This is a genomic window from Kitasatospora papulosa, from assembly GCF_000717245.1.
Classification (GTDB): domain Bacteria; phylum Actinomycetota; class Actinomycetes; order Streptomycetales; family Streptomycetaceae; genus Streptomyces; species Streptomyces papulosus.
The window spans coordinates 1,060,235-1,073,187 of sequence record NZ_JNYQ01000001.1 but is presented as its reverse complement, the minus strand read 5'-3'; the positions used below and the strand labels follow the sequence as shown (position 1 = coordinate 1,073,187).

Sequence of the window (12,953 nt, the reverse complement as noted above, 5' to 3'; positions counted from 1 at the left end):
TCCGGCGGCCCCTTCGCGTCGGTCACGGGGACGGGGAGCGTGTCAGCTCTTGTCGGCCTTCTGCGGGGATCCGTCGGCCTCCGGCGCCTGCTCCTCGGCCACGGGGTCCTTCTCCGGGCCCGCGGCGTTCTCACCGGTCGTGGCCGGAGCGTCGTCGGCGGTGTCCTCGCCGGTCTTCGCCGGGGCGTCGGTGGCGGTGTCCCCGCCGTCCTCGGCCGGGTCCGCCGTGGCGGGCTCGACGACCTCCTCGCGGCCGGGGCGCACCTTCGCGGAGATCACGATGTACGTCACGGCGAGCACGAAGACGATGATCGCGGTCCACACGTTGAGCCGGAGGCCCAGGACGTGGTGCGCCTCGTCGACGCGCATGTACTCGATCCATCCGCGGCCCGCGCAGTAGGCGGCGACGTACAGGGCGAAGGCCCGGCCGTGTCCGAGCTTGAAGCGGCGGTCCGCCCAGATCACCAGGAGGGCGACCCCGACGCACCACAGGGACTCGTACAGGAAGGTCGGGTGGTAGGTGCCCGCGACGCGGTTCGTGCCCTCGCTGATCTTCAGGGCCCAGGGGACGTCGGTCGGCTTGCCGTACAGCTCCTGGTTGAACCAGTTGCCCCAGCGGCCGATCGCCTGGGCGAAGGCGATGCCGGGGGCCAGCGCGTCCGCCCAGGCGGGGAGCGGGATGCCTCGACGGCGGCAGCCGATCCAGGCGCCGACCGCGCCGAGCGCGATCGCGCCCCAGATTCCGAGGCCGCCTTCCCAGATCTTGAAGGCGTCCACCCAGTTCTCACCGTCGCTGAAGTACAGCTGGTAGTCGGTGATGACGTGGTAGAGCCTGCCGCCGACCAGGCCGAAGGGCACGGCCCAGACGGCGATGTCGGCGACGGTGCCGGCTTTGCCGCCCCTGGCGACCCAGCGCTTGTTGCCGAACCAGACGGCGACGAAGACACCGATGATGATGCAGAACGCGTAGCCGCGGAGCGGGATCGGGCCGAGCTCGATCACCCCGGTCGACGGGCTGGGAATGAAGGCAAGGTTCATGACGGGGTCGACGCTACCTTGCCGGACGGGACGTACGGCAAGCCGTCCGGCAACTTCTCCGTAACGAGGCCCTCCGGCGGCGGGCCGCCGGAGGGTTCTCACGGTTCATGACGACGACGGCGTGGCGCCCACGGTGCCGGGCTTCTTGCCCTTGTTGGCCTCGGCGACCCACTTCTTGATGTTGGCCTCGGAGATCTGCTCGTCGCCCTTCTTCGGGAAGATCGGGTCGCCGTTGAGCAGCGCGGTCGGCGTGCCTTCGAAGCCGCCCTCGGCGAACGCCTTGTTCGACTTCTCGACCCAGCTGTCGTGTGTGCCGTCCTCCACGCAGCTGCGGAAGGCGGGGGTGTCCAGACCGTCCACCTTGCCGGCCAGATCGATCAGCTTGCCGTTGTCGCCGAAGGCGTCGTCGGTCTCCGCGGGCTGGTTGCGGTAGAGGACGTCGTGGTACGGGGCGAACTTCCCGACGTCCTGGGCGCAGGCGGCCGCGTTGGCCGCGCGCAGCGATCCGCTGCCGCCGAGGTTGCCGTCGATGATGGTGGCCAGGTGGTACTCCACCTTGAGCTGCCCGCTGTCGGCGAGCTCCGTGATCGTGTCGCGGAAGGCGTTCTCGAACTGGGCGCAGACCGGGCAGCGGAAGTCCTCCCAGATCGTGAGGGTGGACGGCGCGTCGTCGGCACCGACCTGGAGGGCGAGTCCGTCCTCGCCCATCGCCCCGGACGGGGTGACGGCGGGTCCGGCCTCCTTGTCCTTGTCGCCCTTCCCGGCGTTGGCGGCGATCACGCCGATCACGGCTGCCAGCGCCAGCACCCCCACCACGGCTGTCGAGACGATCAGCGTGCGGCGGCGGCGCTCGCGCGCCCGGTCCTGCTCACGCTGCTGGGCGAGCCGGTCGCGTGCGGCTCTGCTTCGGTCCTGGTTCTTCTCGCTCACACCGCGCAAACGAACCGGGGAGGCACGTCAGCGCCTCCCCGGTCCCAGGTCCACCCGTACGGATGACGGGTGCTGTCAGCGCTTTCGAACGCCTTCGGCCAGTTCGCCCGCCAGCGCGCGGACGGCGGCGAGCCCGGCCGCCTCGTCGGGGGCGTCCAGCATCCGCTTCACGAAGGCCGAGCCGACGATCACCCCGTCGGCGAAGCCCGCGACCTGCCGGGCGTGCTCGGCGGTGGAGACACCGATGCCGACGCAGACGGGCAGGTCGGTGGTGGCCCGGGTGCGCCGCACCAGGTCCTGCGCCTGCTGGCCGACCGATTCGCGGGTGCCGGTGACGCCCATCAGGGAGGCGGCGTACACGAAGCCGGACCCGGCGGCCGTGATGGTGGCGAGGCGGGCGTCCTTGCTGCTCGGGGCGACGACGAAGACGGTGGCGAGACCGTGCTTCTCCGCGTGCTCCCTCCACAGGGCCGACTCCTGGACGGGCAGGTCCGGCAGGATGCACCCGGCGCCGCCGGCCTCGGCGAGCTCGGCGGTGAAGCGCTCCACGCCGTACCGGTCGATCGGGTTCCAGTACGTCATGACGAGGATCGGCGCGCCCGTCGCCGCGTGTGCCTCGCGGACCGTGCGCATGATGTCGGCGATCTTGACCCCGCCGCGCAGCGCGATGTCGTCGGCGGTCTGGATGACCGGCCCGTCGAGCACCGGGTCGCTGTGCGGGAGCCCCACCTCGACGACGTCGGCGCCGCCCGCGACGGCCGCCTTGACCGCCGCGATGCCGCCGTCGACGGTCGGGAAGCCGCCGGGCAGGTAGGCGATGAGTGCCGCCCGGTCCTCGGACGCCGCCTTGGCGAGCGTCGCTTCGAGAAGTTCTCGGTTGCCGCTCACTTGGTGACCTCTTCCTCTCCGTCGGCCACGTCGGCCTCGACGACCGCGTCGGCGCCGTCGTACAGCCCGAAGTACCGGGCGGCCGTGTCCATGTCCTTGTCGCCGCGGCCGGACAGGTTGATCAGGATCAGCCCGTCCTCGCCCAGTTCGCGGCCGACCTCCAGGGCTCCGGCCAGCGCGTGCGCGCTCTCGATGGCCGGGATGATCCCCTCGGTGCGGGAGAGGAGGCGCAGGGCCTGCATCGCGGCGTCGTCGGTGACCGCGCGGTACTCGCCCCGGCCGACGTCCTTGAGGTAGGCGTGCTCCGGGCCGATGCCCGGGTAGTCGAGTCCGGCGGAGATCGAGTACGGCTCGGTGATCTGGCCCTCCTCGTCCTGGAGGACGTAGGAGCGTGAGCCGTGCAGGATCCCGGGCTCGCCCGCGGTCAGGGTCGCCGCGTGTTCACCGGTCTCCACGCCGTGTCCGGCGGGTTCGCAGCCGATCAGCCGGACGTCCGCGTCCGGGATGAAGGCGTGGAAGAGGCCGATGGCGTTGGACCCGCCGCCCACGCAGGCGACGGCGGCGTCCGGCAGCCGGCCGGCGCGCTCCAGGATCTGGCGGCGGGCCTCGACGCCGATCACCCGGTGGAAGTCGCGGACCATCGCGGGGAAGGGGTGCGGGCCGGCGACCGTGCCGAAGAGGTAGTGGGTGCGGTCGACGTTGGCGACCCAGTCGCGGAACGCCTCGTTGATGGCGTCCTTGAGGGTCCGGGAGCCGGACTTCACGGCGACGACCTCGGCGCCGAGCATCCGCATCCGCGCCACGTTCAGCGCCTGCCGCTCGGTGTCGATCTCACCCATGTAGATGGTGCATTCGAGCCCGAAGAGGGCGCAGGCGGTCGCCGTGGCGACGCCGTGCTGGCCCGCTCCGGTCTCCGCGATGATGCGGGTCTTGCCCATCCGCTTGGTCAGCAGGGCCTGGCCGAGCACGTTGTTGATCTTGTGCGAGCCGGTGTGGTTGAGGTCCTCGCGCTTGAGGAAGACGCGGGCGCCCCCGGCGTGCTCGGCGAAGCGGGTGACCTCGGTCAGCGCGCTGGGCCGGCCGGTGTAGTCGACCATGAGCGCGTTGAGCTCGGCGGCGAAGGCCGGGTCCGCCTTGGCCTTGTCGTACTCGACGGCGACCTCGTCCACGGCGGCGACCAGTGCCTCCGGGATGAACTTGCCACCGAACGCGCCGAAATACCCCTCGGCGCTGGGGATCAGACCCTCGGGGTCCGGGATGAAGAAGTCGGACGACATGCGACGTGCTCCTCGAATCGCAACGGGTGATGTGACCGTATGCGCCATGGGCGAAGCGCCGCGCCGACCGGTGGGCGGTCGGTGCGGTGGGGCGTGCGGATCCCCCCTGTACGGCGGGGGCGACGGCCGGGGCTCGCTACGGCGCGGACCCCGTGCGCCATCGCATGCCGTTGACCTGTCCCGGCTCGTCACCGATGACGTACCGCACCCGCCGGCCGTGCACACGCCGGGCGGGGGCGCGGCAGCCGCGGTGCCAGAAGGGCGGCGCGCAGCGCCTCGGCTGGGGGTGGCGGAGGGAGACGGGTGCGTGGCAGCCACGCGTCGGCGGCGCGTACGGGTCCCGGGTGCTCGCCCCGGCAGGGCGAAGCACGCCCTGCGGGATGCGGGCGGCGGACACGGGAGAGGTCAGCCCCGTCCGTGCCGGAGCGCGGGGTGGGCGCCGGCGGCGACCAGGTCGGCGACGGCGGCCCGGGGGTCGCGGCCTGTGACGAGGGACTCGCCGACGAGTACCGCGTCCGCGCCGGCGTTGGCGTAGGCGATGAGGTCGTGCGGGCCGCGGACGCCGGACTCGGCGACCTTGACGATGTGGTCGGGGATCTCCGGGGCGACGCGTTCGAAGGTGGAACGGTCGACCTTGAGGTCCTTGAGGTTGCGCGCGTTGACACCGACGATCTTCGCTCCGGCGTCCACGGCGCGCTCCGCCTCCTCCTCGTCGTGCGCCTCGACGATCGGCGTCAGGCCGATGGACTCGGCGCGCTCGATCAGCGAGACCAGCGCCTCCTGGTCGAGGGCGGCGACGATCAGCAGGGCGAGGTCGGCGCCGTAGGCGCGTGCCTCCCACAGCTGGTACGAGGTGACGATGAAGTCCTTGCGCAGGACCGGGATGTCGACCTTGGCGCGGACGGCTTCCAGGTCGGCGAGCGAACCGCCGAAGCGGCGCTCCTCCGTGAGGACCGAGATGACGGACGCCCCGCCGGCCTCGTAGTCCGCGGCGAGCGCGGCCGGGTCGGCGATGGCGGCCAGGGCTCCCTTGGAGGGGCTGGAGCGCTTGACCTCGCAGATGACGGTCACGCCCTCGCCGCGCAGGGCGGCGACTCCGTCCTTGGCCTGGGGAGCGCGCGCGGCGCGTTCCTTGAGCTCGTCGAGGCTGACGCGCGCCTGCCGCTCCGCGAGGTCGGCGCGAACGCCGTCGATGATCTCGTCGAGCACACTCACGCGAGCGGCCCCCTTCCGAAGCGGTGACAAGTACAGGATCAGCCATCTCGATGGTATCCGCAGGAGGGCTCAGGGCCCGCATCCGCCGGTCCCGCGTCCCATTACCTGGGCATTCAGGGGGCCAGCGCGGAACCGAAGGGCAGGTTCCTGACCACGGAGAACACCAGGAGCGCCGCGCCGATGCCCCACCAGTAGCCGGGTGCCAGACCGATGCGCAGGGGGCGTCCCCTGCTCGCGCGGACCACCCAGAGCGCCCAGACCGCGGCGAGGACGACGTAGCCGGCCACGGCGAGGGCGTTGGCGCCGAGCGCGGCGGTGAGGTCTCCGTGGGCGAAGGCATGGGCGCTGCGGAGCCCGCCGCATCCGGGGCAGAACACACCGGTGAGGCGGAGCATGGGGCAGACGGGGTAGTGCCCCGGCTCGTTGGGGTCGACCGCGGCGACGTAGCCGAAGGCGCCCACCACCCCGGCCAGGACCCCGGCCGGGGCGGCGAGCCGGCGGAGCCGGGAGGCCGGGGCGGGGGCCCTCGGAGGGCCGGGGGCTGCTTCGGGGGCCGGGCCGGGGGCGGCGGGTCCGGGCGGGGGCGGGGGTGAGGCCGATGCGTCCACGCGCCGATTGTCCCCGCTCACACGGAGAGGCGCAGCCCGGTCCGGGCTGCGCCTCGCGTCGTGTCCGGGCACCGGCTCCCTCGCGGGGCGGTCCGGGTGGTCCGTCCAGGCCCTGATCCGTCCGGACGCGCGGTCCGTCCGGACCGTGAGCCGACGAGGGCGTGGTCCGTTCAGGCCGTGATCTGGGCCTGGGAGGCGCGGGCCCTGGCGGCCGCCATCTCCTCGGACTCCTTCGGCATGCCGAGCCCGGCCATCTTCATGGCGAGACCGACGACCCCGCCGAGGATGGCGACGGCCACGCCGGCCCAGAAGCCGAGGGTGTTCGCCGCGACCATGAAGAGGCCCGCGATGCAGAAGCCGATGAAGGAGATGATGACACCGGTCCAGGCGGCCGGGGTGTGTCCGTGGCTGCTGCCCGCCATGAGTTGCTCCTAGGTGATGTTGCGCTGAAGGTATCGCTGCTGGGAAAGCCCGCTCCCATTGTCCCGCACCCGCGGGTGGGCCTGAGGCTGGGGGTCATGCCTCGCGCGTCGGGTCCTCGCCGCGGTCGAGGGCCTTCCACAGTTCCTCGGGCCGGTCGGGGTCCGGGGCGGTGCGGGCGGCCCTGCGGGGACGGGGGGTTCCGTCGCGCTCGTACCGTCCGGACATGGCGGGCCAGCGGCTGCCGTAGCGCAGGGCCAGCAGGCCGGCGAGCAGGATCAGGAGCCCGCCCGCCGCGGTGACGTAGGGCCACGCGGTGTGGCTGAGGGCCTGGACGGTGGCCGAGGTGTTGCCCGTGGTCTGCGCGGCCTGCTCGTCCAGGGCGGACCGGTCGGAGGCTCCGGCGAAGGCGCTGATCCCGGCGCCGAGGCCGCTGAGGGCCAGCAGGCCGGCGACGATCAGCCGGCTGCTCCTGCGGACGGCGAAGACGGCGACGAGGGCGGCCAGGCCGACGACGGCCAGGGCCGCCGGGAGGCCGGTGACGTCCTGGCCGTCGGCGCTGAGCGGCAGGACGCCGCCGCCGACGGCGGCCTTGCCCTCGGCCCAGGTCTGCCCGGAGGCGAGGAGGACGACGGTGGCGCCGGCCGCGCCGAGGAGCAGGCCGGCGCCCAGGCTTCGGCGGCTTCCCTCGCTGTCGGGCGCGGAGGCGGCACGGGGCTGGGGTACGGAAACAGCACTCACGTACCCCACTATCCCCTACCGGCTCAGCCGGCCCCGAGCCGGTTCGCCGTATGCACGGCCCGCAGGACCGCCGCGGCCTTGTTGCGGCACTCCGTGTCCTCGGCCACGGGGTCGGAGTCGGCGACGATGCCCGCGCCGGCCTGGACGTACGCCGTTCCGTCGCGGAGCAGGGCCGTCCGGATGGCGATGGCGGTGTCGGAGTCGCCGGCGAAGTCGAGGTAGCCGACGCAGCCCCCGTACAGCCCCCGGCGGCTGGGTTCCAGCTCCTCGATGATCTGCAGGGCGCGGGGCTTCGGAGCACCGGAGAGGGTGCCCGCGGGGAAGCACGCGGTGAGCACGTCGAACGCGGTGCGGCCCTCGGCCACGCGCCCGGTGACGGTGGAGACGATGTGCATCACGTGCGAGTACCGCTCGACGGACATGAAGTCGACGACCTCGACGCTGCCCGGGGCGCAGACCCGTCCCAGGTCGTTGCGGCCGAGGTCGACGAGCATCAGGTGCTCGGCGCGTTCCTTCGGGTCGGCGAGGAGTTCGTCGGCGAGCGCCTGGTCCTCCTGCGGTGTGGCGCCGCGGTGCCTGGTCCCGGCGATCGGGTGGACCATCGCCCGGCCGTCCTCGACCTTGACGAGCGCCTCGGGGCTGGAGCCGACGACGTCGAAGCCGTCGAAGCGGAAGAGGTACATGTAAGGCGACGGGTTGGTGGCGCGCAGCACCCGGTAGACGTCCAGCGCGGACGCCGTGCACGGCGTCTCGAAGCGCTGGGAGGGGACGACCTGGAAGGCCTCGCCGGCCCTGATGCGCTCCTTGACGTCCTCGACGGCGTCCATGAAGGCCTGACCGCCCCACAGCGCGGTGTAGGGAGGGAGCTCGGAGGGCGGCAGGGCGGCGGGGGCGTTCTCCACCGGGCGGGACAGGTCGCGTTCCATGGCGTCGAGCCGGGCGAGCGCGTCCGCGTAGGCCTCGTCGACCCCGGTGTCCAGGTCGTTGTGGTTGATCGCGTTGGCGATCAGCAGGACCGTGCCGGTGCCGTGGTCGAGCACGGCGAGGTCCGAGGTGAGCAGCATCGTCAGCTCGGGTAGCTCCAGATCGTCGCCGCCGTGCTCGGTGATCCGCTCCAGCCGGCGTACGACGTCGTAGCCGAGGTAGCCGACCATCCCGCCGGTGAAGGGCGGCAGGCCCTCGTCGCCGACCAGGTCGCGGGGGGTGTGCAGGGTCTCGACGGTGGCCCGCAGGGCCTGCAGCGGGTCGCCGTCGACGGGCACGCCGACGGGCGGGGTGCCGAGCCAGTGGGCCTGTCCGCCGAGGGCGGTCAGGGTGGCGGCGCTGCGCACCCCGACGAAGGAGTAGCGGGACCAGGTGCGGCCGTTCTCCGCGGATTCGAGGAGGAACGTGCCGGGGCGTTCGGCCGCGAGCTTGCGGTAGAGCCCGACCGGGGTGTCGCCGTCCGCGAGGAGCCGGCGGCTGACGGGGATGACGCGCCGGTCGACGGCGAGCTTGCGGAAGGTCTCGAGATCCATGGCGGCTGACCTTATCGGGGCGCGGTGAGCGGAAGGACGTCCCTGTCGAAGCAGGTGCGGGCGCCGGTGTGGCAGGCGGCGCCCGTCTGGTCGACCTTCACCAGGACGGTGTCGGCGTCGCAGTCGAGCGCGACCGACCTGACCTGCTGGGTGTGCCCGGAGGTGTCGCCCTTGACCCAGTACTCCTGGCGGCTGCGGGACCAGTAGGTGCAGCGGCCCGTGGTGAGGGTGCGGTGCAGCGCCTCGTCGTCCATCCAGCCGAGCATGAGGACCTCGCCCGTGTCGTACTGCTGGGCGATGGCCGGGAAGAGTCCGTCGGGGCCGCGCTTGATGCGGGCGGCGACGGCCGGGTCGAGACTGCTGGCGGGCGTGGGGCCGGGCGTGCTGGTCATGCGCCCATTGTGCCGCGCCGGGCCCGGCTCCCCGGCCGTGCGTCCACTGGGCGGACGGCGGGCGGCGGCCGTACGCTGGCGGGCATGTCGACCCATGCGAAGCGTGAACGTCTTCTGCTCGCCGACCTGTTGGAAGCGGCGGGCCCCGAGGCTCAGACCCTGTGCAACGGCTGGAAGACCCGTGATCTGGCCGCCCATGTCGTGGTGCGTGAACGTCGTGCGGACGCCGCGGGAGGGATCCTGCTCGGTGTCCTCAAGAACAGGCTGGAGCGGGTGCAGGCGGAATTCGCCGCCAAGCCGTACGAGGAGCTGATCCAGCTCATCCGTACGGGTCCCCCGAGGATGTCGCCCTTCGGTCTGAAGCAGCTGGACGAGGCGGCCAACACGGTCGAGTTCTACATCCACGCGGAGGACGTGCGGCGGGCGCAGCCCGACTGGTCGCAGCGGGACCTGGATCCGGTGTTCGCCGATGTGCTGTGGTCGCGCACCGAGAAGACGGCACGGATGATGGGCCGCCGGTCGCCGGTGGGTCTGGTGCTGCGGCGCCCGGACGGCCAGACGGCGGTGGCCCACAGGGGGGCTCCCGTGGTGACGGTCACCGGGGAGCCCGGTGAGCTGCTGCTGTTCGCCGCGGGGCGGCAGGACGCCGCCCGGGTGGAACTGGACGGCGACAAGGACGCGCTGGCCCGCCTGCACACCGCCGAACTGGGGCTGTGAACCGGGCGCTCCCGCACCGGGGCCCCCGCCCTCCCGCTCAGGCGTCGCTCCGTGCGCGGGAGGGCGTCCAGCGGGCGCGGTGACGGTGGCGCTCGCCGGGGGCCGCGGGCCCGGGGCCCCGCCGCGACCCCAGCAGTCCCAGGAGGAATCCCGCCGGGATCGTGACCAGGCCCGGGGTCTGCAGGGGGAAGACGTCGAAGTCCCACTCCGGGAAGAGCGCGACGGGCGTGCCGGAGAACGCCGGTGACAGGACCATCAGGACGCCGATCAGCGGCAGCGTCCCGTACACGGTCCACCGCACCCCGCGGGCGTCGAAGCCCGGCCGGAACAGGGCGTACAGCAGGACGGGCGGCAGGACGGAGGCGGCCGCCGCGAACGAGAGGGAGAGCAGCACCTGCGGGTTGCGGTCGTGGGTGTACGCCGAGAGGAGCACGGCGAGCGCCCCGATCCCGGCGACGGCCAGGCGCGCCCGCCTGATCTCCCTGGAGGAGGCCCTGCCCTCGCCCTGGGCTCCCGACGTCGCGGTGAAGTCCCGTGCCAGGGACGAGGCCGCGGCCAGGGTGATCCCGGCGACCGCGGCCAGGGTGGTGGCGAACGCGGCGCAGGCCACGAGCGCGAACAGGGGGCTGTCCCGTGGGCCCGCCGCACCGGGGTCGAGGGCGCTGGTCACCATCAGCAGGGAGGTGCCGCCCGCCGGGTCCGCGGCGTGCAGCAGGTCCCGGCCCACCAGCGCGGCGGCGCCGAGTCCGACGACGACGATGCCGGCGCACAGCAGGGCGACGGGGCCGACGGCCCAGACGCCCGCCCGGCGCGCGGTCCGGGCGTCGCGGACGGGATGGAGCCGCATCATGATGTGCGGCATGCAGGCGGCGCCCAGCAGGAGGGTGGCCTGGAACCCGACGAGGTCGAGCGTGCCGGCCGGTCCGTGGCCGAACTGCAGCCCGGGGCGCGCGTAGTCGCCGCCCGCCTTGCTGCCGGCCCGGGCGGCGTCGAAGAGGGCGGACGGGGACCAGTCGAAGCGGGCCAGGACGAGTCCCGCGAGCAGCGTGACCGCGCCCAGGACGACGGCCACCTTGAGGATCTGGATGTAGCCGGTGCCGCGCATCCCGCCGAACGCCGAGTAGCAGACCATCAGGGCGCCGCAGGCCACGGTGCAGCCGGTGAGCGCTCCGTCGGGGAGCCCGAACATGGAGCTCATGACACGCCCGGCGGTGGTGAGCTGGACGAGCAGCAGCGGGGCCAGCACGACGAGGGTGGCCACGCCGAGCGCGCGGCGCACCCGGGGGTCACCGAGCCGGTCGGCGAGGAAGTCGCCCAGGGTGAACACGCCTTTCCGGCGCAGGCGTTCGGCGAACAGGCGCATCACCAGGGCCAGTGAGGCGACCGTCGCCAGGGCGAACAGCAGCCCGTCGAATCCGGCGAGCGCCACGGATCCGGTGGTGGAGAGCAGCGTGGCGGCGGAGACGTAGTCCCCGGCGATGGCCAGTCCGGCTCCGACGGGGCCGAGGGACGCGCCTCCCGCGTAGAAGTGCTCGGGATCGTCCTGGTCGGCGGCCGCGAGCCCGCACAGCAGCAGGGAGACGGCGACGAAGCCGAGGAAGATGACCACGGCCAGGGACCGGGCGTCGATCGCGCCGCTCACCGGGTTCGCTCCGCCGGTACGGCTCCGCAAGGGGCAGCTGAGGACATGCGCGCCATGGCAGCAGCCGGGGCGCCGGCGGCACAGGGGGCGGGCGCGGGGCGCGGCGCCGGTACAGCCCGCCCGGCGCAGGACTGTGCGTCGGCACAACGGAACCGCCGCCGCGCACCGTGCCCCCGCCGGGCGGCGGAGCGTCTCAGCCCGCCAGCAGCCGTCGCGCCGCCAGGGCCAGGGACACCTCGACCGCGTCCGAGGGCCGTGTCAGGCAGCGTCCCGTGAGCTGCTCGAACCGGCGCATCCGGTTCAGCACGGTGTTGCGGTGGCAGTAGAGCCTCGCCCCCGCCCGCTGCGCCGAGCCGTCCGAGTCGAGCCAGGCGGTCAGGGTCTCGATGAGCACGTCGCGGTCGGCGGGGTCGAGCCGGTCCAGCGGCCCGAGGACCCGGTCGGCGAGCGCGGCTCCGAGACCGGGCGAGGACACGACGAGGGCGGTGGGCAGGTGCTCGTCGAGCAGGACGGTGCCGCCGGAGGCGGGGCAGGACCGCAGCGCCGTCTCCGCGAGGCGCCGGGCGTCACCGACGGAGGCGAGTCCGTCGACGACGGAGCTGACGCCCACGCGGGCTCCCGGAGGCACCGTCAGACCGGCCGCGAGCGAGGCGAGTTCACCGTGGGAGCCGACGGCGCCGGGGTCCGGGACGCTCTCCGGGCCGCCGTCGCGCGGCGGTTCCGCGTCGGCCGCGGGCGGAGCCGTCCCCAGGGGCAGGATCGCCAGGTCCACGTCCCCCGCCGTGTACCAGAGGGCGGGAGTCCCGTCGGCCAGGCTCAGCGGCGGACGCCCGGTGCCGTGCGGGGCGCGGCGGGCGCCGGCGACCGCGAGCACCGCGTACCGCCCCTGCACGGGGAGCTCCAGCGCCGCCGCGGCGTCCGGCAGGTCCGCGATCCGGGCGGTGCCGTCCAGCAGGGCCGCCGTCATCAGGCGCTGCTGGTTCTCGCGGCGCCAGGAGAGCCGCCGTTCGGCCTGCCGGTACGCCTCCGCCACCACGGCGCAGTGCTCGTCGACGAAGTTCCAGACGTCGGCGGCCACATGGACCAGCAGCCGGGTGTCCTCGGGGTGGCGCCGGGCCGTGTCGTCCACGAGGTCCTGCCAGACCATGGCCCCGCCCATCCGGAAGGCGTGCATGACCGCGTCGAGCGGTACGCCCTGTTCGGCCCGGTTCTCGCCGATCCACCGGGAGGTGCGGTGGGCCGCCTCGCGGAATTCCCTGGGCTGGATCAGGGAGGCGACGTTGTGCCGCAGCGAGTGGTGGACCTCCTGCCAGATCTCGGTGGGTTCGGCCTCCATCGCGGCGCGGTAGGTGGGCTCCTGCTCGCGCAGCGCCTCGACCAGCCGGTCCGTCAGTTCCGGCAGCCTGTCCAGGAGCACCCGGGCCGCCCGGTGGAGCACGGCGACGGCCTCGCGGTCGGCGAGGGAGCGGGCGCGGTGCGGCAACGGGGTGACGGGGGGCGGTCCGTGCGGCGCCCTGATCCGTGAACGTACGACCTGCGGCATGGCGGCCTCCACCGGGAATCGGCCG

Annotated in this window: 13 protein-coding genes; 1 reads left to right on the top strand and 12 read right to left on the bottom strand. The window is 73.6% G+C overall.

Features of this window, described 5'->3' with window-relative positions:
- Window positions 1-42: 42 nt before the first annotated feature.
- From lgt to hisI, 10 genes are all read right to left on the bottom strand, one after another.
- A complete protein-coding gene (lgt, locus tag IA22_RS0104740; protein WP_014156805.1) occupies window positions 43-1,038 on the bottom strand; it encodes a prolipoprotein diacylglyceryl transferase in 996 nt (331 codons plus the stop codon).
- 105 nt (window positions 1,039-1,143) lie between these two features.
- Window positions 1,144-1,968 (bottom strand): DsbA family protein, encoded by an 825-nt coding sequence (locus IA22_RS0104735; protein WP_014156804.1) that lies wholly within the window; start codon window positions 1,966-1,968, stop codon window positions 1,144-1,146.
- Between the two features lie 75 nt (window positions 1,969-2,043).
- Complete coding sequence (gene trpA, locus IA22_RS0104730; RefSeq protein WP_015576792.1) at window positions 2,044-2,856, bottom strand: tryptophan synthase subunit alpha; 813 nt, start codon at window positions 2,854-2,856, stop codon at window positions 2,044-2,046.
- Window positions 2,853-4,133, bottom strand: a complete 1,281-nt coding sequence (gene trpB / locus IA22_RS0104725) for a tryptophan synthase subunit beta (RefSeq protein ID WP_014156802.1) — start codon at window positions 4,131-4,133, stop codon at window positions 2,853-2,855. Before trpB ends, trpA begins: the two co-directional genes overlap by 4 nt.
- Window positions 4,134-4,538: 405 nt before the next feature.
- On the bottom strand, window positions 4,539-5,348 hold the full coding sequence (gene trpC, locus IA22_RS0104720; protein ID WP_014156801.1) for an indole-3-glycerol phosphate synthase TrpC: 810 nt from the start codon (window positions 5,346-5,348) through the stop codon (window positions 4,539-4,541).
- A gap of 113 nt (window positions 5,349-5,461) precedes the next feature.
- A complete protein-coding gene (locus IA22_RS0104715) occupies window positions 5,462-5,956 on the bottom strand; it encodes a DUF2752 domain-containing protein (RefSeq protein WP_030122811.1) in 495 nt (164 codons plus the stop codon).
- 170 nt (window positions 5,957-6,126) lie between these two features.
- Window positions 6,127-6,378, bottom strand: a complete 252-nt coding sequence (locus IA22_RS0104710; RefSeq protein WP_014156799.1) for an HGxxPAAW family protein — start codon at window positions 6,376-6,378, stop codon at window positions 6,127-6,129.
- Between the two features lie 94 nt (window positions 6,379-6,472).
- The gene (locus IA22_RS0104705; RefSeq protein ID WP_030122810.1) at window positions 6,473-7,126 is read right to left on the bottom strand and encodes a TIGR02234 family membrane protein; all 654 of its coding nucleotides are present in this window, start codon (window positions 7,124-7,126) and stop codon (window positions 6,473-6,475) included.
- Window positions 7,127-7,140: 14 nt separating this feature from the next.
- The gene (locus tag IA22_RS0104700) at window positions 7,141-8,634 is read right to left on the bottom strand and encodes an anthranilate synthase component I (RefSeq protein ID WP_014156797.1); all 1,494 of its coding nucleotides are present in this window, start codon (window positions 8,632-8,634) and stop codon (window positions 7,141-7,143) included.
- 11 nt (window positions 8,635-8,645) lie between these two features.
- Window positions 8,646-9,026: a phosphoribosyl-AMP cyclohydrolase gene (hisI, locus tag IA22_RS0104695; RefSeq protein WP_014156796.1), complete on the bottom strand. Its 381-nt coding sequence runs from the start codon at window positions 9,024-9,026 to the stop codon at window positions 8,646-8,648.
- 84 nt (window positions 9,027-9,110) lie between these two features.
- Between hisI and IA22_RS0104690 the strand changes: the two genes are divergently transcribed.
- On the top strand, window positions 9,111-9,743 hold the full coding sequence (locus tag IA22_RS0104690; protein ID WP_030122809.1) for a TIGR03085 family metal-binding protein: 633 nt from the start codon (window positions 9,111-9,113) through the stop codon (window positions 9,741-9,743).
- 37 nt (window positions 9,744-9,780) lie between these two features.
- Here the strand turns inward: IA22_RS0104690 and IA22_RS0104685 are convergent, their stop codons facing one another.
- Both IA22_RS0104685 and IA22_RS0104680 read right to left on the bottom strand, forming a co-directional pair.
- The gene (locus tag IA22_RS0104685; protein WP_030122808.1) at window positions 9,781-11,385 is read right to left on the bottom strand and encodes a sodium/solute symporter; all 1,605 of its coding nucleotides are present in this window, start codon (window positions 11,383-11,385) and stop codon (window positions 9,781-9,783) included.
- A gap of 193 nt (window positions 11,386-11,578) precedes the next feature.
- Window positions 11,579-12,928: a PucR family transcriptional regulator gene (locus tag IA22_RS0104680; protein WP_014156793.1), complete on the bottom strand. Its 1,350-nt coding sequence runs from the start codon at window positions 12,926-12,928 to the stop codon at window positions 11,579-11,581.
- Between the last annotated feature and the right edge of the window lie 25 nt (window positions 12,929-12,953).